The following is an 18,947-nucleotide window of genomic DNA, read 5'->3' on the forward strand; positions in this document are numbered from 1 at the left end:
TTTATCAGCAGGATTGGTTGTGAGTAGGGTCGCAAAAAACATTTCAAAATATTATATAAAAATAAATAAATTATAAAAGTTAATAATAGTGATAGAAAAATGAAAAATGGAAGTTTTTTTCTAATTTACACTTTATTATTTGAAAAGTTATGATAGGATTTTTTTTATGGAAGATTAAGTGTAAAAGAGAATGAAAAATTAGGAGGAAATGTAAATGAAAAAAGTACTTACGTTAACAGCAATATCAACACTCTCTTGTACGCTTGCTTTTGCACCACAAGCAGATGCGTATAGAGCTACCAAAACTTTAAATAGTGTCACGGCAAAAGCAGACTTACCTTATTTCTCTGATTTTAATAATTGCGGAAATTATAAAGCGTACAGCTCTACGACACGGAAGGACTTTAAAAAATTACAACATCACGTCACGTTTAATGCAACGGGAGGTAGTGTTTCTTTCGGTGGTGTCGGTGTTAGCGGTAGTGGAACAAGTCCAGGATATTCAAAGTCAACAAAAAGTAAAACATATTATAGTTCGGGAAATGTATGCGGTAGTGGATTTATCATGTATTTAGGAATGTCAACAACTACACATGTGGAGCATAGCAACCGAACGTATACAGCTACTGCAAAAATTTAATCATTCACACATAATCTAATCATTCCTTTTACACCAACCTTCCGCATTATGAACAGGAGATCGATATCATATGAAAAAATTAACCTTTCTTTGTATCAGTTTTTTATTCATATTAGCTGGTTGTAGTCAAGGTGAAGCGTTCCTCAATCGAGATATACATAATTCAAACTTAATAAAAACAGCCTCGTCTTATCTAAAGTCATCAGATGGAGGATCTGTCTTTGAAGTCGATAGTCAGTTCAGTGAATCATCAGCCATAAAAAATAACAGCACCTATCGTTTTGTTGATAAGAAATCACAGAACTATTCGATTCAAAAATGTAATAAAAAAATTAATAAATTTTATTGTGACTTGATCGTTATGCAACTTAAAGGTGAAGCTACATTGAATCGGAAACAAATATCAAAAATCGATTCATTTTTTGATCTCTATTTTTTGTATGAAACTATTGATTCAATCAAAGAAGCAGGGATGAATCAAGATATAAAAGAGCATCTACATCAAATGAGAAAACCCGTTCAAAGCGATCAAATCGAATATTTATATTTTTCACTTCTTTCGCTTGAACTTGATTCTAATAAAAGCACTTCTCCGACAAAAGAATCGATAAAAACAATCATTGACGAATACTCTAATCAAGACTTGATGGATCCGAATCAGCCAATCTTATTGTATGCAGCATTAAAATTAAACGATATTCATAAATGGGGAATAAAGGTAGATGATCTTCAATCGCTCTATCAAAATGAGCAAAATCAGATTACACTACTTTTTTGTGATGAAATCACATACTGGACTCAATTAAATATTGCTGAGATGGTTATGAAAAGGGAAGAAAAAGAGGCATTCGTAAACTTATTAAATCAAAATAAGCCATATACTAGCTTTTATCATTCCTTAGACAGTATTCGAAATCTATATCTGATGTCTAACTTATTCGCTAGTAACCAATTGAAGCATCCGGAACAATATATCGAAGTGATTAATTCGCGTCTAGATAGTCTCTTAGAAAGTGAAAAAAAGACACAGCAAAATCTTTATTACATATCCTTTATAGATCGAATCTTTAAAAATGAGAACCGAGATTTAAGTGCGTTTCCAGATATTAATTGTGAAACATTACATAATCTATCGGAACGATACTATTGTGGAAAAAACCAAGATGATAAAGCACTTTTTAAGAAGGAAACACTTTTGCAAGAAAATGAATTATTAACAAAGTTGTTGATTTATGATAGCTTAACATTGACCTCTTCGCAAAAAAAGGAAGTGACGTCATTATTACCAAATGTTTTGAAATATGACGGTAAAGATGATTATGTCGTTTTGAATCTGTATAGCAGTTTGGCCATGGAGTATGAACTCAAGGTGGATGTAGAGGAAATCAAAAACCATCTAAAGAAGAAGGAATGCGGTCTTGGTTACTGTGAGAAAGCGGGAAACTATTCATTCGAAACGAGTGTCTATTTAAATAATGTTTTAAATATTTTAGAGGGTGACAAAATTGCTAGGAGGTTTCGATAAATCGATGATATCAATAAACGTAAATGACATAAGTTTCAGCTATGGAAGTCAAAAGATTCTAGATGACTTCTCTTTAGAAATACAAAAGCCAGGCATTTATTCACTCTTTGGTAAAAGTGGTTGTGGTAAGACGACTTTAATTAATATCTTGTCGTTGATACAGGCTCCTACGCATGGAGAAGTAGTATTGTTCGACCAAACGCTAGATTTTTCAAATAAAGGAAAGATTGATGAGGCACGTAAACAAATCGCTTATTTCTTTCAAGATTTAAATCTCATTGAAGCATTAACCGTACGTGAAAACCTTGAAATCATATCGTTAATTAATCATCAAAACATCGATGAAGAAAGATTAAAGCGATACAGTGAAAAAATCGGGATGTCGAAGAAGCTGGATGTCCCTGTCAATCATCTTTCAGGAGGAGAACGGCAACGGGCTGCTTTCTTAAAAGTCATGATTTTTGAATACAAATTGATTTTGTTAGATGAACCAACGAATAATCTAGACAAGGAAAACATTGAAATGATCATGAATTTACTAAAAGAAATTAAATCCGATAAAATCATCTTAATCGTTACGCATTCTAATTATGTGGTTAGTCAATCAGATCAAACATTTAATTTCACTGAATTGAATAGAGGAATTGCAGTATGAAAATGACCGTTTTTCATTATATGAAGAAGAAGTATATGAAACAGTTGAAAAAATTAACTACTTTAAATTTTCTGCTCATCATTTTACTGTTGTTTTCTGTCTTTACAATCTTTATCTCAACAGAAAATATTCGAAATAACATTTTAAATAATGAGCGACTTTCAATGGTACTCATCAACGGTTACACTAAAACCGGTGAATTTACATATGATACAGAAAAGATAAAGAAGATGGATCATGTTAAAGATTTATCGTACGAATATGAGATCCCATTATCGTATTCAGATGGTAATGGGGATCAGGATTTCATGAACTGTCTGACGCTGAGTCCTACGACGCGAGATGCCATCAATTATCATAAATCGGTTAAAGGGAACGAAATCATACTACCTGACTCTTTTAAAGGAAGTAAGTTGAAGTTCACTGATATGAAGAACAAGCCGTTGTCCTTAAAACAATCCTACTATAAAGGGTCAGGTATTTTCTTTTTAAAGGATAAATGCTATTTAGCGCCTCAAACTAGCGCAAAATTGGCAGAGGAAATAAGTAAATCAGATAACTACTCAAGTACGAAGTCGCTATTAGTCAACATCACGAAAACAGAGTATATCTATGATTTCGTACAAGATTTTAATAGCATGTTTGATGAAGAAAAAGCATATGTATATTATCAGGCGGAAGGATTAGAAGAGCTGGTAACGGGTTCAAAAATGTCGATGTATCTGTTGATCCTCTTCCAAGTAGTGTTGCTTGCTATCGTCTTTGTATTCTATAGAAATAGCTTGAATGCACTGATCAAGACGTTAAACAGAGACTTGTTATCGTTGTATATCAACGGATTATCAAGTAAAGAAATTACTCGACAATTTTACTCCACCATCGAATCCATGAATAAAAAAATATATATGTACTCCTATGCTCTGATTGCATTATTTGCAGTAGGGATGTGGAAATACACGGGGATGCAGCCACTGCTGATAATGGTCGCCGGATTAGTCGTTCTATTGTCACTCTTGATCATGTTGAACAAACGATTCGTGAAGCTATTGATTACTCGGAAAATGAAGAAAGAGTTATCTAACGACAACATCGTCTCCCAGTTGAGAAACTGAAGTTGTTCCACATACCGTAAGAGATAGAGTAGTTTAATATTTTATTTTGTAATGGAATAAGAAGGTTTTTTGATACCCTTTGGTCATTTAATGATCAAGGGGTATTTTTTTATGCTGATACGATCATTGAGGATGGATGTCATCAAAATTCGATTCTGTAGCTAAAGTTCTTTTGTCATAATCTGATAAGAATAAATCTCGAATCGCTTCAAATGACAGATTCATCGTCTGTAATATTGTTTGTTGTTTTTGCATTTGTTCTCTCGGTGTGATTGCAAACGATTTCATGATACGCTAGGGGACAGAAAACTTGTCCAGAAAGAAGGAATTCCCATGCATATTCTTGTCATTGATGATGAGGCGAGTATCCGGCATCTCGTCAAACTGCAACTCGAGCTTGATGGTCAGACGGTCGAGACGGCAGCTGATGGAGCAGCAGCAATCGCCTTGCAGGCAACACAAACCTTTGATTTGATCGTCCTCGATTTGATGCTACCGGATACGACCGGTTTCGATTTGATTCCAAAACTGAGACAGACGACGCCTGACTTACCAATCTTGATGCTGACAGCACGTGATCAGATGAACGATAAAATTATTGGTCTGCAGCTCGGAGCAGATGACTATATGACGAAGCCATTCAATGGAACGGAGCTTGTCTTGCGTGTCAAAAATCTATTGAAACGCACGAAGACGGTTGCGCCACCCGTACCTGTCGCGACTGATCCATTCTTATCTGTTGATCCCGAAGAACGGGTCATTCGACTCAACGGTCAACCATTGCCACTGACGTACCGGGAATATGCATTGCTCGCACTTTTCCTAACGCATCCGAAACGGGTCTTTGAGCGAGATGAACTGCTCGAACAAGTCTGGGGCTTTGACTTCTCCGGTCAGACCCGCGCCGTCGATATCATGGTCCAGCGCTTACGGAAGAAACTCGGAGCACAAGGCGAACGGATCAAGACGATTTACGGTGTTGGCTACAAGTGGGTCGACGCATGAAGCTACGCCAGGTCATCACGGAAAACTTCGTCTTGCTCCTCGTTCCGGCATTGCTCGTCCTCTTCTTGATTCTCTATGCCTTCATCCAATCGAACCTATACGAGAACGCCGTCGAGTCCGTCCAAAAATTGAGTCGGGAAGCGGAGCTCTACACGATGAACTACCTCGCAAGTGAAGAGACGGACTCGCTCGCCGATACGGCAGTCCCGATCGCTTCCTATCTCGCGGACCGCTTCGATGCGCGCGTCCAGCTGTTTGGACCAAATGCAGAACTACTCGCTGATTCGGAACGGGATCAATTGCCGCTCCTCGCGGGAGACATCGATCAAGCGTTAAAAGGGAAGTCGAGTTATCTCTTTTTGAAAGAAACCGATGTTCCCGTGCTGTTCTTCTCGAGTCCGCTGTATGGCAAAACGGACGTCATCGGCTCGGTCCGTTTTCTTGTTGATCTGCGGACGGAAGCCGAACTGCTACGGCAATTCACCTATGTCTTCACGGGCGTCTTTCTGATCTTGATCGTAATTGCTGTTTGGACAGCGCGTCGGATGGCAAAGACGTTAATCGGACCGATCGATGATTTACGGAGTGTCTCGCACGCCTTGACGAAAGGACACTATGCGCATGCGCTACCGGCGTATCCATATGAGGAATTGAACCGACTGGCAGCGGACTTCTCGACGCTTGCTGACGCAATTCAGCACAACATTGGACAACTCGAACAACAACGAAGCGACCAACAGACGTTCATTGATCACATCACTCATGAGCTCCGGACACCGATGACGGCGATCATGGGCTATGTCGAATTAATCCCCAAGCTGCCACCGGAGGAAGCGGCGCACTGTTATCACTACATCGAAGTCGAGAGTCAGCGCTTGTTACGACTCGTCTCGCATAATCTCGAACAGGCGAAACAACAGCGCAACGAACGTCACATGACGTCGACGATGTTCGCGCTCGACGCCTTGCTTGCCGACGCCTTATTCATCATGCAATTGCGTCTTGAAGGACAAGGGATTCAAGTTAAACAATATGTTCCACCGATCTACGTGCTTGGGCAACCGGACCAGACGAAACAAGTCTTGTTGAATCTTCTCGAGAATGCCGTCAAATACAGTGACGCGATGACGGTGACGTTTTCGAGCGTCAGTACGGATACGACCCTCCGACTCATCATGACGGATGATGGGATCGGTGTTGATCCAGCAGTGCTTGCCGAATGGGAGAAGGAGCAGCATAGTCTGACGACGGCGAGTGGGAATGGACTCGGTCTACCGCTATGCCGACGTCTGATGCAGGAACAAGGTGGCGATTTTGCACTGGAAAGCGATGTAAGCGGCACACGTATCACATTAACTTTTCGATTAGCGAATCAGACTTAATGTAATCGCTTACAAATGATACATTTACGAAACAATTCGACCGGATTTACGAAACAATTGCCCCGTAATCTAAGAATCAAGCAAGGAGAGGAATCATGAAAGCATCGACCATCGCTTATCTCTTCCTGATGGGCATCTTGTTTGCCCTCGGTCTTCTTTTGCTTCAGCAGACGGTCTTCGGACGCTTACACGTCCTCGATGGACCGAAACGACTGAATGCTTCCGATGACTCGCTCCCGACCGAGTTGACGTTACGTCACCGGGCATGGGGGGAGCAGACGGTAGAAGACGGAACGGAAGTTCAGCGCATCACGACGCTATTGAAGCAAATGAAGACGGTGACAAACGGGACTTGTCCGGCGGGTACGGCGACGTTTACCGGAACGCTCCGTTTCTTGAACGGAACGACATGGACGTTCTCTCTCGGAGAGAGTATGACGCTAAATGGAAAATGTGTCGCACAACGTCCTAGCACTCAGACGACGACATTAAAAGCACGCTTCTTGAACGCCTATCACGAACCAGAACAGCTCGCGCGTCAGTTCGCTGAGGGGGAAGTCGTAACCGTGTATGCAGCAGGACGGTCTCGTTCTTTGACTGCACGTGAGCGAGAAGACGTTAAGCGTCGCCTGGCGCAGGCGGAGCCGATGACGGACTATGAAGAAGTCGGTCAAGCACTCGATGCCAGTCAGGGACAGCCGCGCATTCTCAAGCTCCAGCGGTACAAGAATGAGCAGAATACGCGTGCCAACCTAATGAATATTACTGTGTATGAGACATTGTTCAGCGTCCAGTACATGGATGATGACAATGGAAACACCTTCTATTTAAAAGGACAACTCCTGCCGACCGGGAAGGAGGCAGATCGATGAGAAAAGGAATGCTCTTCTTGCTGAGTATCATTTGTCTCATGAGCATTTGGATCGTCCGCAACAATGAACAGACGAAGCAGGGAACAGCTGCACGGGAAACCGTTCCGCATTTGACGGCGTATGTCTCTGCGAAAGAGGACATCGGTCGCGCCTTGCTGTCATCATATTGTGAACAAGCAGGTTGTACGTACGAGTTCGTCCGCCTGTCTACGGAAGAACTCGTACGACGTGTGACGAAGGAAGCGGATCATCCGCGCGCCGACGTCATCATCGGCGGAACGTGGGATGCCCACCAGACGCTCAAGCAACGCGGATTGTCGACACCGTTCCCGAGCGACATGGATCAAGCGGAACTACAGGATCCGGACCGCTACTGGATCGGCTACGAAGTCGAACGCCTCGCGATCGTCATCAATACGGACGTCTGGAACGACCGGTTCGGGGCGGCACCATATCCGAAGACACTCGCTGACTTGACGGCGAAGCAGTATCAGGACGAGTTGATTTTGCCGGATCCGAACCATTCCGGTACCGGTGCGACGATCCTGCAAGCGGTCTTTGACGGATACGGAACGAAGGCGGAAGATGTCTTACGCGAGCTAATCGAGCGAACGCGACTCTTCACGGCGAACGGCTTTGCACCGACGTCGTACGTCGCCAGTGGAGAAGCGATGCTTGGGGTCAATTTTATCGGGGATCAACAATCGCTACGCGAAAAGCATTATCCAGTCAAAAGCATCCCACTCGATACGTACTCGATCAACGGGATCTCAAAGCTGAAAGGACGGACGCAACAAAAGCAGGCGAATGCCTTCATGCGTTTCGTGCTTTCAGCGGACGGTCAAGCAATCTTACGGAAAGTCTCGTTCGGTACGCCGACCTATGCGATCGCGAAGACACAACCAATCCAGAAAAACGTCGGACAGGATATCGTCACCGATTACCGGGACTATCTTCGTCGATTCAATCAGCTCCAGGACAAATGATGCGAAGACTCTGATTCAGATAGGGGAAATGGAAGATGGGCTTCTTCAGCATCAAAAAATTGCCGAATGCCGGCATACCAATCGAAGTACAACGGAAACAATGGTTACAACAATTCTTAAAGGCATTCTTAGTCGTCTTCTTCTCATATATGGCGATGTATCTCATCCGGAACAACTTCAAGGCAGCGCAACCGCTCTTGAAGGAAGAACTAGGTTTTACGACGACGGAACTCGGTTATATCGGCTTCGCCTTCTCGATTACATACGGAATCGGGAAAACATTGCTCGGTTATTTCGTTGACGGGAAAAATACGAAACGTGTCATCTCGTTCTTATTGATCTTATCTTCTCTAATTGTCACCGCGATGGGACTCTTGATGAGTGCCGGCGGAAGTCCGGTCGGTCTCTTGATGGTTTTATGGGGACTCAGTGGGTTCTTCCAATCGGTCGGGGGACCATCGTCGTATTCGACGATCGCTCGCTGGACACCGTTTGAAAAACGTGGGCGCTACCTCGGCTTCTGGAACGTCTCGCACAACATCGGTGGAGCGATTGCCGGTGGTCTCGCACTGTGGGGAGCGAACGTCTTCTTCAACGGAAGTGTCGTCGGGATGTTCATCTTCCCAGCTGCGATCGCGCTCGTCATCGGAATCGTCGGTCTGTTCATCGGGAAGGATGATCCGGAGGAACTCGGGTGGAATCGAAGTGAAGAAATCTTCGAAGAACCGATTGAACCGGAAAATATCGCTGCTGAAAGTATGACAAAATGGCAAATCTTCAAAACGTACGTCATCTCGAACCCCTGGATCTGGACGCTCTGTATCGCGAACGTCTTCGTTTACATCGTCCGAATCGGGATTGATAACTGGGCGCCGCTCTATGTCACGGAACACTTGCACTTCAGCACGGAGAGTGCCGTCAATACGATCTTCTTCTTTGAGATCGGCGCCTTATGCGGCAGTATGATTTGGGGTTACGTGTCCGATTTACTGAAAGGACGCCGGGCGCTCGTCGCAGCGATCTGTCTTTTACTGACGGCCGTCGCGGTCCTCGGTTATCGTTACGGTACGAGTGAACTTATGATTTACGCGTCACTATTTGCACTCGGTGCGCTTATCTACGGACCACAGCTCTTGATCGGTGTCTCGGTCATCAGCTTCGCACCAAAACAAGCGACAACGGTCACGAACGGGATGGTCGGTACGTTCGGTTACTTGTTCGGTGATTCAATCGCAAAAGTCGGTCTAGCGAAAATCGCTGATCCGGAAACGAACGGTCTAACAATTGGTTCGGTTACGTTACACGGCTGGAGTGATACATTTGTCATCTTCAATGCGGCGTTACTGTTCGGTTTGATCGCCCTCGCGATCGTCGCCGTCGTCGAGGAGAAAAAGATTCGTCGCCTCGGACTGCTGGAGCGTCAAGCGGATAAGTTGAGTTCATAATGGAATGTTAGAAAAAGCGGTCGTCCCTTCGGAGAAGGTGAAGACCGCTTTTTCGTAGTGATGGAAATGAACTGCTTTGAAAAAGAGGACTATTCAAAATCATTCGTAATACATTGAAAAAATCGTCTAGGTACTACTGAAATCCTTAAGATTCTATTGATAGAAGTAACGAAATGGAGGGCATTTTCCTGTTATCGATATTATAGAATTAAATGGAATATATATTCATTTTAGTTCTGTCCATATAAAACGAAGAGGAGCAAACACATGTCGAATTTTTCGTGGAAAGCATTCATCGTACCGACACTCGTCACATCATTGATGTTATCTGCACCATTTTCAGGAGCCGAAGTCGCTCACGCACAAATCGAACAGTTGCATCTTCAAGAAGCAGGAATCAATCTAGAAAGCGGTATCTATAGCAATCCTCAATTCGTCACATTTTCTGTAGAACCGAACCAAAGTGTCTACTATACCCGAGATGGATCTGAACCGACCGAGGATAGCCACAAATATTACTCGGGAAATCCGATTTTCTTGAATCGGACGACGCAGCTCAAGTATGTGACGATTGATCGAGAAGGAAATCGCTCAGAAGTGAGACATCGCGACTATTCGTTTTATCATGTGAATCCGCTCGCGCAGTCGGAAACAAAAGTCAAAGGAGCTGGAGTACCGGGGATGAAGCTCCAATTTCGCAGTGGTCTTCAGCTACTTGCCGAGGCAACAGTGGATGGAAATGGTCAATTCGAATCTGACATTCCGCAGCAAACTACAGGAACTGTCTTGACTGTGAACGCCACTTATAATGACCAAGAGACGAGTAGTACGCTTGAGGTGCAGGAACAACAGAGCGTTTATCTCGATGTCCCAACGTCCATCAATGATGATCAGCTTCGAATCACAGGAACGACTGAACCTTTTGCAGATGTCACGGTCACAAGTGAACTATTCATAGAAAAGAGATTTGAAGCGACGGCTGACGAATTCGGAAAGTTTACGATTGATTTTGAGTATCCGGATAGCGGAAAACATGTCAAAATCGAAGCAAACGTAGGTAGAGAACGTGCCAGCGAAACGAAAATCGTCTGGTTAAACGATGTGACGGCACCTGAAGTCCTACATGTCGGAAAATTACCAGAAACACAAACGATGTTACCTGTCGCGACGGAAGGAGAAGATACGATCATCGAAGTGTATCGCGGTCAGGAACGGATTGCTATGCGTCATACCGGTCCGAGTCGCTATGCTGATATGTATTACATCGATTTGCCACGTCAGAGCATCGGTACGCATTTAATGGTCTACGTTAAAGACGTGGCAGGTAATCGAAGCCGCGGATATGAAGTCATTGTTGAACCCTCCAAGCCATCCGTTCATTTTCAAGTAGATGGTCTGAACAATCGATCAAGCCTCATTTCTGGCAAGACGAAATCAGGATTCACAGTGACTGCTCAAATCGGACAAGAACAAAGAACGGTTCAAGCAAATACACAGGGTAAATTCACGATGAAAGATGTCGTGTTAGTTGGTGGAACAACTGTCTTCTTTGAAGTGAAAGATAAAAAAGGAGAAGTAGTCTATGACATCATGATTCCGGTTGATGATGTCATCGCTCCACGCATTCAAGGTGCGTTAGAAAAGACGATTCCTGCAGGACGTCGATTCCAACCGTTCCGGGATGTACGTGTAATCGATGAGACGAACGGTGATATTACAGACCGCTTAGAGCTTGAAGGAGAAGTGGATGTGAATCGTCCAGGTCGTTACTGGTTGACGTATCGGGCTAGTGATTTTGCGGGGAACTACAGTCGAGTCAAGCGAATGATCATCGTCAAAGATCAAGCACGTCCTACTATTTCAGGAGCAGATGATGTGACGATTAAGATGAATGAAACGTTCCGACCGAAGCGTGGCGTGACCGCATTTGATGAAGTAGACGGAGATTTGACGAAAAAGCTTCAGATTTCAGGAACCGTCAATACTTCTAAAAAAGGTATTTATCCGATCCTCTATTCGATAAAAGATGCCTCAGGCAATCAGACAACTGTCATCCGGAAGGTGCATGTCGTTGGAACGAAACCGTAATTGACGAAAGTGGGACTGTTCTAAATATGGAACAGTCCCACTTGTGAAGAGGAGATGAAATAATGAAAAATCCATTAAATCTAGTCGTAGCGATATTTCTGTGTTTCACTTTTCTCCTGATTGAATCACTACCTGTTCAGGCAAGCGCAAGTAATCAAGCGGAATTAATCCGTCAGGTGAAACTGTTGAAGAAAAGCAAGTTAGCGGGGGGATATAAAGCCAGCGAAGTCGTGACAGTTCGTTTGTTAGGAAACGAGATGCCAGAGACATTCACGATTTACGAGCGTGGAGTCGGGTTGAAGGATGTCGTGTACAGAGCACAAACTTATCAAAAGAAGGCGAAACAATGGAAGACGATTTATAAACGATTTTCGTATGATCAGCAAGGTCTATCTTTTGTTTTTGATAAAGGAAAACTACTGGATAATGAACTGGAACATTTAGTCGTTGGTCCCGCCTTTGGTAGTGGAGGGATCATCATTCCTGAAGTTGTTGGTTCACTCGATGGAAAACACGTCAAACGATTACTGGCACCCAATAAAAGTTATGCTTTTGGACAAGTCGTCATTAAAAATAACACCCTATACGCTGGAACAGCCTCAATCGTCTATGACACGTACCGTTTTGAAGATAAACGATGGAAGCATCGGATAGGGAATGGTCAGGATGATCGTGATCTGGCAGGTAAGGTGACGAAATTACTGAAGCTGAACCGCACAGGGAAACAGGGGTATTTCAGCACATCTCGTCACGTTAGTTTGAAAAAAGGAGATACTTTTGCAATCGTTCGGGAAGATCCAAAGGACGAATCCCAGTATCTTTATCGGACGCTTAGAAGTGGACCGAGTAAAATTGATTGGAACGGTTATCATCGTATCGCATTAAAAGCCGGAAACGAAACATGGGATTTTCAAGAGTATAACTACGGCTTACAAACGAAGCTTTACTTTAAAATTCGTTAATCAAAGATCCTCTTCCCAATTGATTCGGAAGAGGATCTTTTTGTTTAGTGAGACAAATAAGCAAGCAGAAAACCTTCTTCCAGTTTAACGTGACGAATCGAACGGTAACGGGCATGACGGAAAGGAAAATAGAAGGAAAGATCGACGGTCAGAAGTCGATTTGCATAACGCAGATAAGGTGGACGAATGAGATAGGTTTCATTAAAGGATTCGGTATCATGAGGACAGACATCAAAGACTTCGAACGTGATGGTGCGTTTATCGACTGCCCGCAATTGGAGCGTCAATTCGACCGGTAAGTCACGCTCTAGACCATAACGTGTCAACGGTACAGCGGCTTGAAGGTGAAGGTGCGTCGGTCGAATCGTGACGCAGATATCTGTCAGTTCTGGAATTTCCTTTGTCAGCACACTTGCAAGGTCGTATTCATCAATACTTGCTGCAAGCGTAAAACGACGAAAGGTCTCAATTATATGGCGCCCCAGTTTCATCAAGTAAACTCCTCTCTTATGCTTCTTAACCTTAGTATAAATGAGAATAAACCTAATTATTCCATATTATTTTTCATTAAAGTAAATTAATTCCTTTGAATTAGAGCTTCTTTTTAAAACAATATGATTTAAGCATGTTTTTGCGTCGTTCAGGGAACGATTAAGCATGTCGATCTGTCGTATTTTTTTGAAAGGAGTTTTTTGATGCCTTACTTATCTGGATTTCCCTCGTCTTATTGGAAACAAAGCGCACCTGCTACTTCCTATCCTGCTTTAAATCAAGATGCTAAGCATGATGTCGTCGTCATTGGGGCTGGGATTGCTGGACTTGTCACGGCAATGCAATTGACGGAACGGGGATATGATGTCGCCGTGATCGAAGCAGGTGACGTTGCTGCCGGCACGACGGGTTATACGACGGCTAAAGTTTCCTCACAGCACGGTTTGATCTATGACACGCTGATTCGAACCGTCGGCGAGGAATCAGCGCGACTGTATTATGAAGCGAACGAGGAAGCGATCACTTTTTTACGTCATCAGGTGGAACGACTCGACATTGCCTGCGAACTTGAAACACAAGACGCTTATCTCTACGCTACAACATCAAAAGAGCAGGCGATGGAACGAGAAGGCCGTGCCTATGAACGCTTAGGGTTGAACGGTGGCGAGGCGACGGAAGAGGTCCGAAGTAAGTTGCCGTACGATGTAAAACAAGCCGTCGTCCTGCGCAACCAAGCGCAGTTCCATCCTGTGAAATATCTTCAATGCCTCGCGCAACAAATCGTCCACCAAGGTGGGAAAGTGTATGAACAGACACGTGCCGTATCGCTCGAATCAAATCGAACGCCAACTGTCATCCTTGAGAACGGTCACCAGATCGAGGCGAAGAAGGTCGTCATCGCGACCCATTTTCCGTTTCATGACTTCAAGGGATTATACTTCTCAAAACTCGAAGTCCATCGCTCGTATATCGTGTCGGGTCAGGTCGATGAGACGTTTCCGGACGGTATGTTCATGAGTGCCGATCAACCGAGTCGTTCTCTGCGTCACACGCGAACAGAAGATGGTCGTCTGCTTGGTCTGTTCGGTGGTGAGAATCATTTGTCCGGTCACGAGACGGAGACGATGCAACGCTATGAGCACCTTGCTGACTTTGCGAGAAGTGAGTTTCATGTCGAGGCGTTCGAGCAGTTTTGGTCAGCGCAAGACTTGATCACACTCGATAAGATTCCCTATATCGGACAGATGACGGCGGATGATCCGAACGTATTTGTTGCGACCGGCTTTGCGAAGTGGGGGATGACGAACGGTATCGCAGCCGGATTGTTGCTGAGCGATTTATTGACGGGAACAGCTAACCGTTATCGTCATTTGTTTGACCCAAACCGTTCGAAGCTAAAGACGAAGGACGCAACGCAGTTCGTCAAGAACAACGCGGACGTCGCCATCGAGCTCGTCAAAGGGAAGCTGACGAAAGCACGTCGTCGTGCTGACGAGTTACAGCCGGACGAAGGGGGACTCGTCACCCATCACGGCAAGACGGTCGGTGGGTACCGGGATCCGGAAGGGAACCTTCATCTCGTCTCGACGACCTGTACCCATATGGGGTGCGATACGAAATGGAATGAGGCAGAACGGTCATGGGATTGTCCGTGTCATGGTTCACGATTTGGTCCGACAGGAGAGGTACTAGAAGGACCAGCAGTCAATCCACTCAAATCGATCGAGTAAGCAGAGGCATTTGTCTCTGCTTTTTTTATTTTTAAAATAATCCGGAGCCAATTTATAATATGTGCTATAATTACCTGGTAACAAAAATATTTTAGCGCTAAACAATTAGAGTGCCGCTTTTGAATCGTGTTGTAGAGGCACCGTCACGACCATCGCTCACTGGTTTCATATTTAGTTTCACCATTTTACTTAGCGTCGTGAACGCTGAAACAACCCGAGGAGGAAGCACCACTATGAGTAAAGAAAAGATTGCCCAGCTGCGCAAACATGTGTCGCCGTTTGAAAAGGCAGACATCAAAGCCAGCGTCCGGCAGATGATCAACACGATCCTGCCATTTCTCGTCCTATGGTTTCTGGCATATCAGGCCATGAAGCTATCTGTGTTTCTCGCGATTCCTTTGGCGATCCTCGCCGCTGGATTCGTCGTCCGGATGTTCATCATCTTCCATGACTGTACGCACGGTTCATTCTTCAAGAATAAGAAGGCGAATGCGATTGTCGGTACGATCACCGGGATTTTGACGTTATTTCCGTATGAGAAGTGGAAGCGAGAGCATTCGATCCATCACGCATCAAGTGGAAATCTCGATAAGCGTGGTGTCGGTGACATCTGGGTCATGACGATTGAGGAGTACATCGAAGCGTCACGCTTCACACGCCTCAAGTATCGTCTGTACCGGAATCCACTCGTCATGTTTGGTCTTGGACCGCTCTTGTTGATTCTCGTCTCGAGCCGCTTCAACCGGAAGGATGCTCGCAAAAAAGAACGCATCAACACACATGTCATCAATGCGTCGCTTATCGTCCTGTACGGTATCCTGATTTACTTCATTGGTTGGCAAGCTTTCTTGATCATCCAAGGAACGACGATGTTCACAGCAGGCGTCCTCGGAATCTGGTTATTCTACGTTCAACATACGTTCGAAGACTCGTACTTCGAGGATGAGAGTGAATGGGATTACGTCAAGGCGGCAATCGAAGGTAGTTCGTATTACGAGTTGCCGAAGGTCTTGCAATGGGTGACAGGAAACATCGGCTTCCACCACGTCCACCATCTCAGCCCACGTGTTCCGAACTATCATCTCGAAAAAGCACACGTCTCGACGCCACCGCTTCAGAAGGCGACGAAGATTGGTTTATTCTCGAGTCTGAAGTCGCTTCGCTATAAACTATACGATGCGAAGAACAGAACGTTTGTGACGTTCCATGACATCAAACACCTCTTACGCGAACCAAAGACGTCATCGTTGTAAGGACCTGCACCTCATCCACTAGGACGGGGTGTTTTTTGTTGTGTTTGAAGCAAAAGAGGGAATCAACAGGTAATGAGAGTAAGATAAGTCCGCCTTTTGGCGTATGTTCACGATGAGCATCCATGGTAGGATGTACTAATAGAAAGGAGAGTGCAGGATGCGCCGGATACCCATTTCCGTTTATATAGGAGGAGCCATCTTACTTTCCTTATTCGTCTTCAGTTCGATGACGTACCAGCAACAATCCTTGATTCCGTTTTTGACGCAGCATATCCCACTCGACTGGGTGTATGCATTTTCCTTCGTATCGTTCCATTACGAAGTTCCGATCAGTGTCGCATCGCTTGGACCTGCGGCGTTCCTTGAGTTTTTCATTCGAAAGGGAATGCACGCTGGATTGTTCTTCATCCTTGGGGTCAGTATCATTCATTTCTTACGTGGACGAGGCTACACAGCATTACCAGCTGCCTTCTTTGCCTTCACGACGGCGATGACGATTGGTGTCATAGATGAGTTCCATCAACAATTGACGGGTGGACGAACGCCACTTGTCGGTGATGTGTTGATCGATGGCAGTGGTGCACTGATTGGTATCGTTTTGTACACAGCAATCCGTCTTTATTTGAAAGCTGATCGAATCGTACGGGAGCAAGAACAAAAGCATGCATGAAAATAACCCATCGTCTCAATCATCATGACTGAGGCGATGGGTTATTTTAGCGATTAGAACCGTTGTACCCATTCAATCTTATACTGAGTACGTCCGAATTCTTTTCTTAACATGTTGTCTGCTTTCTTTCGTGCTGCCGTGTGATCGCCTGCCCGGATGTTGAGTCGATCCGTATCAACGATCTCATCTCCGCGTAATACTTGATACTGGACGGTATAGTCCTTTTTTATTAAATTAAATAAACCCAAGAAAACCACTCCCATATTCTTCTTTCTGTTAGTTATTATATGGTATTCCAAATTTTTCTGCAATCTAAAAAAGCGACTTTTGTCCTACCTGTTAATAAAATGTTAGTGGTCCGAATGGCAGGTTGTTTTATTGTGTGAATTGCGTATAAATGCTGAAAAATCAACAAAAACCGCTCTAAAATAGAATATATGAAATTTTATTACATATATAATGAATATTAAGGAAAAAATATTGCGTTATCAACAGATTGACGAAAATATAAGTTAACTGAATAGTCTTTTGGTATGTCAGGAAAGGATTCCCTTGGAACTTCAATGGAATAACCGTTAAGATAAGAAGGAAGAGAAAACGATGAATTACGTGACAGATGAGGGAGATGACACATGGAGCAGGAGATGCATGAACGAATCGATCCCGCGCACCGGATCAGGCAAGCGGTGACCCGCAAAGAAACCGTCTACTTTAGTTTGTTGTTAGGCATCGCCATTTTGACAGTGGGTGGCATCATTGGGTTAGTGTTTGAAACCGGCGAGAGCGGTATTTATGCCATGTTTGCGCTAGTGATCCTATTGTTACTACTTTGGTTACGCCAGTGGCAACGGGTGTCACGGATTCGAAGTGAAGGGGTTCGCTTGAGTGCCGAGCAGTTCCCAGAGTTGTTCGAGCAAGTCCGTATACATACAGAACAGTTGCAACTATGGCGGATGCCAGAAATCTATTTCCAAGATGACGTGAAACGACCGCACGTCATTGGACTATTCCAAAAGTATTTGATCGTCCTACCGACGTCGTATCTGGAGTTGACAGAGATGCGTCGTTTCCGGTTGTTGCTTGAACTGGCACGGATCAAACGGAACCATCAGGAAAAGCAAATCTTACTATGGATTGGCAGCTGGATTCCGTTTTTACGTCCGGTTTACATGCGGGCATGTGCTCGGACCCGTCATCAGATGGTCCTACCACTTATTTCGCCTATATACGCGCGACAAGCCATGTTTGAGGATGTGCTCGGACCAACACTTCTAGCAACGACAGATACAGAGGTCTATATCGAGGAGAAACGGCAGCGACGGACGTTTTCCATCTTATTGTATGAAGCGTTACGAACCGAACTTTCTTTACTCGAACGGTTGCACTTAACGGGTGAGCCAATCGAACGTCCGCGCCCACTCTTTCGATATGGTCAAGGCTTCGTCGTCGCAGGTAGCATTCTAATGGCAATATTCCTTGTCAGCACGACTGCAGGTATGCTGTTAGACGAAGGGGCGATTGAGGCAAAAAAAGAAACGAGTGACGAGAACGCCACGACGAAGACGAATGGTCAGGATCTCAACGAGACAGAGTTGATGGCAGCGATTCAAAAAGGGAAGCTCGAAGACATACATCGACTGATTCCGGAAAGTGATATGAAGGCAGTCGATGCCGATGGCGATACGGCGTTGCATTACCTCGGATATCGTAAATCCAGCACGGGACTCGAATCGGTCTTTAAGGAATTGCTTGCAGCAGGCAGTGATGTCGATGCTGTCAATGAGTTCGGCGAGCGACCGTTCATTACGGCAGTCTTCAGTAACAACGATGAACTCGTCGACCTGTACTTGAAGCGAGGCGAAAAGGTCAATCAACAAGATGCCGACAAGTTCACGCCTCTTCATCATGCTGTTGAAGGGGAAGGCAAAGAGACCGTCAAGCTCTTACTCGAGCATGGTGCGGATCCGTCAATCAAAAACGCGGATGGCTTTACGCCACTTATGTTGGCACAAGAGTATGAACTCGATGAAATCATTGAGCTGTTGAAGCAAAACTCAGCGCAGACACTATAACATAACAACCGCAGGCGTTCTCGAACGAATCGAGAAGACCTGCGGTTGTTTGTTGTGT

Annotated in this window: 17 protein-coding genes; 15 read left to right on the forward strand and 2 right to left on the reverse strand. The window is 44.5% G+C overall.

Features of this window, described 5'->3' with window-relative positions; translation table 11 throughout:
• The first annotated feature begins 214 nt into the window (after positions 1 to 214).
• From AYO36_RS01210 to AYO36_RS01260, 11 genes are all read left to right on the forward strand, one after another.
• On the forward strand, positions 215 to 640 hold the full coding sequence (locus AYO36_RS01210) for a hypothetical protein (RefSeq protein ID WP_064299295.1): 426 nt from the start codon (positions 215 to 217) through the stop codon (positions 638 to 640).
• A gap of 70 nt (positions 641 to 710) precedes the next feature.
• Positions 711 to 2,165 (forward strand): hypothetical protein, encoded by a 1,455-nt coding sequence (locus AYO36_RS01215; RefSeq protein ID WP_064299296.1) that lies wholly within the window; start codon positions 711 to 713, stop codon positions 2,163 to 2,165.
• 4 nt (positions 2,166 to 2,169) lie between these two features.
• Entirely contained in the window at positions 2,170 to 2,820 is a 651-nt protein-coding gene (locus tag AYO36_RS01220) for an ATP-binding cassette domain-containing protein (protein ID WP_064299297.1), read from the forward strand.
• Positions 2,817 to 3,932: a hypothetical protein gene (locus AYO36_RS01225; RefSeq protein ID WP_064299298.1), complete on the forward strand. Its 1,116-nt coding sequence runs from the start codon at positions 2,817 to 2,819 to the stop codon at positions 3,930 to 3,932. Before AYO36_RS01220 ends, AYO36_RS01225 begins: the two co-directional genes overlap by 4 nt.
• Positions 3,933 to 4,265: 333 nt before the next feature.
• Positions 4,266 to 4,937, forward strand: a complete 672-nt coding sequence (locus tag AYO36_RS01230; protein WP_064299299.1) for a response regulator transcription factor — start codon at positions 4,266 to 4,268, stop codon at positions 4,935 to 4,937.
• On the forward strand, positions 4,934 to 6,319 hold the full coding sequence (locus AYO36_RS01235; RefSeq protein ID WP_064299300.1) for a sensor histidine kinase: 1,386 nt from the start codon (positions 4,934 to 4,936) through the stop codon (positions 6,317 to 6,319). The genes AYO36_RS01230 and AYO36_RS01235 overlap by 4 nt, the downstream gene beginning before the upstream one ends.
• Before the next feature lie 95 nt (positions 6,320 to 6,414).
• The gene (locus AYO36_RS01240) at positions 6,415 to 7,191 is read left to right on the forward strand and encodes a DUF3919 family protein (protein ID WP_064299301.1); all 777 of its coding nucleotides are present in this window, start codon (positions 6,415 to 6,417) and stop codon (positions 7,189 to 7,191) included.
• Entirely contained in the window at positions 7,188 to 8,177 is a 990-nt protein-coding gene (locus AYO36_RS01245) for an ABC transporter substrate-binding protein (protein ID WP_064299302.1), read from the forward strand. The genes AYO36_RS01240 and AYO36_RS01245 overlap by 4 nt, the downstream gene beginning before the upstream one ends.
• A 35-nt stretch (positions 8,178 to 8,212) precedes the next feature.
• Positions 8,213 to 9,622, forward strand: a complete 1,410-nt coding sequence (gene uhpT / locus AYO36_RS01250; RefSeq protein WP_023469436.1) for a hexose-6-phosphate:phosphate antiporter — start codon at positions 8,213 to 8,215, stop codon at positions 9,620 to 9,622.
• A 267-nt stretch (positions 9,623 to 9,889) separates the two neighbouring features.
• On the forward strand, positions 9,890 to 11,710 hold the full coding sequence (locus AYO36_RS01255) for an immunoglobulin-like domain-containing protein (protein ID WP_064299303.1): 1,821 nt from the start codon (positions 9,890 to 9,892) through the stop codon (positions 11,708 to 11,710).
• Between the two features lie 62 nt (positions 11,711 to 11,772).
• Positions 11,773 to 12,672: a hypothetical protein gene (locus AYO36_RS01260; RefSeq protein WP_064299304.1), complete on the forward strand. Its 900-nt coding sequence runs from the start codon at positions 11,773 to 11,775 to the stop codon at positions 12,670 to 12,672.
• Positions 12,673 to 12,716: 44 nt separating this feature from the next.
• Here AYO36_RS01260 and AYO36_RS01265 read toward each other — a convergent pair whose 3' ends face one another.
• Positions 12,717 to 13,163: a hypothetical protein gene (locus AYO36_RS01265; RefSeq protein ID WP_064299305.1), complete on the reverse strand. Its 447-nt coding sequence runs from the start codon at positions 13,161 to 13,163 to the stop codon at positions 12,717 to 12,719.
• A gap of 204 nt (positions 13,164 to 13,367) precedes the next feature.
• On the opposite strand from AYO36_RS01265, the gene AYO36_RS01270 reads away from it, so the two are divergent.
• The 3 genes from AYO36_RS01270 to AYO36_RS01280 all read left to right on the forward strand — a co-directional run bounded on the left by AYO36_RS01270 (position 13,368) and on the right by AYO36_RS01280 (position 16,817).
• Positions 13,368 to 14,894, forward strand: a complete 1,527-nt coding sequence (locus AYO36_RS01270) for an FAD-dependent oxidoreductase (protein ID WP_064299306.1) — start codon at positions 13,368 to 13,370, stop codon at positions 14,892 to 14,894.
• A gap of 233 nt (positions 14,895 to 15,127) precedes the next feature.
• Complete coding sequence (gene desA, locus AYO36_RS01275; protein ID WP_064299307.1) at positions 15,128 to 16,147, forward strand: Delta(5) desaturase DesA; 1,020 nt, start codon at positions 15,128 to 15,130, stop codon at positions 16,145 to 16,147.
• 157 nt (positions 16,148 to 16,304) lie between these two features.
• Positions 16,305 to 16,817, forward strand: a complete 513-nt coding sequence (locus AYO36_RS01280; protein ID WP_064299308.1) for a VanZ family protein — start codon at positions 16,305 to 16,307, stop codon at positions 16,815 to 16,817.
• Between the two features lie 53 nt (positions 16,818 to 16,870).
• On the opposite strand, the gene AYO36_RS01285 is transcribed toward AYO36_RS01280, so the two are convergent.
• The gene (locus AYO36_RS01285; RefSeq protein WP_133207773.1) at positions 16,871 to 17,065 is read right to left on the reverse strand and encodes a hypothetical protein; all 195 of its coding nucleotides are present in this window, start codon (positions 17,063 to 17,065) and stop codon (positions 16,871 to 16,873) included.
• Between the two features lie 384 nt (positions 17,066 to 17,449).
• On the opposite strand from AYO36_RS01285, the gene AYO36_RS01290 reads away from it, so the two are divergent.
• Positions 17,450 to 18,889, forward strand: a complete 1,440-nt coding sequence (locus AYO36_RS01290; RefSeq protein ID WP_064299309.1) for an ankyrin repeat domain-containing protein — start codon at positions 17,450 to 17,452, stop codon at positions 18,887 to 18,889.
• Positions 18,890 to 18,947 lie beyond the last annotated feature (58 nt).

It is taken from the genome of Exiguobacterium sp. KKBO11, assembly GCF_001644945.1.
Taxonomy (GTDB): Bacteria; Bacillota; Bacilli; order Exiguobacteriales; family Exiguobacteriaceae; genus Exiguobacterium_A; species Exiguobacterium_A abrahamii.

Bases quoted from the DNA above. Each gene is read 5' to 3' on its own strand.
- AYO36_RS01210 (WP_064299295.1), top strand. From the start codon at position 215: ATGAAAAAAGTACTTACGTTAACAGCAATATCAACACTCTCTTGTACG.
- AYO36_RS01215 (WP_064299296.1), top strand. From the start codon at position 711: ATGAAAAAATTAACCTTTCTTTGTATCAGTTTTTTATTCATATTAGCT.
- AYO36_RS01220 (WP_064299297.1), top strand. From the start codon at position 2,170: ATGATATCAATAAACGTAAATGACATAAGTTTCAGCTATGGAAGTCAA.
- AYO36_RS01225 (WP_064299298.1), top strand. From the start codon at position 2,817: ATGAAAATGACCGTTTTTCATTATATGAAGAAGAAGTATATGAAACAG.
- AYO36_RS01230 (WP_064299299.1), top strand. From the start codon at position 4,266: ATGCATATTCTTGTCATTGATGATGAGGCGAGTATCCGGCATCTCGTC.
- AYO36_RS01235 (WP_064299300.1), top strand. From the start codon at position 4,934: ATGAAGCTACGCCAGGTCATCACGGAAAACTTCGTCTTGCTCCTCGTT.
- AYO36_RS01240 (WP_064299301.1), top strand. From the start codon at position 6,415: ATGAAAGCATCGACCATCGCTTATCTCTTCCTGATGGGCATCTTGTTT.
- AYO36_RS01245 (WP_064299302.1), top strand. From the start codon at position 7,188: ATGAGAAAAGGAATGCTCTTCTTGCTGAGTATCATTTGTCTCATGAGC.
- uhpT (WP_023469436.1), top strand. From the start codon at position 8,213: ATGGGCTTCTTCAGCATCAAAAAATTGCCGAATGCCGGCATACCAATC.
- AYO36_RS01255 (WP_064299303.1), top strand. From the start codon at position 9,890: ATGTCGAATTTTTCGTGGAAAGCATTCATCGTACCGACACTCGTCACA.
- AYO36_RS01260 (WP_064299304.1), top strand. From the start codon at position 11,773: ATGAAAAATCCATTAAATCTAGTCGTAGCGATATTTCTGTGTTTCACT.
- AYO36_RS01265 (WP_064299305.1), bottom strand. From the start codon at position 13,163: ATGAAACTGGGGCGCCATATAATTGAGACCTTTCGTCGTTTTACGCTT.
- AYO36_RS01270 (WP_064299306.1), top strand. From the start codon at position 13,368: ATGCCTTACTTATCTGGATTTCCCTCGTCTTATTGGAAACAAAGCGCA.
- desA (WP_064299307.1), top strand. From the start codon at position 15,128: ATGAGTAAAGAAAAGATTGCCCAGCTGCGCAAACATGTGTCGCCGTTT.
- AYO36_RS01280 (WP_064299308.1), top strand. From the start codon at position 16,305: ATGCGCCGGATACCCATTTCCGTTTATATAGGAGGAGCCATCTTACTT.
- AYO36_RS01290 (WP_064299309.1), top strand. From the start codon at position 17,450: ATGGAGCAGGAGATGCATGAACGAATCGATCCCGCGCACCGGATCAGG.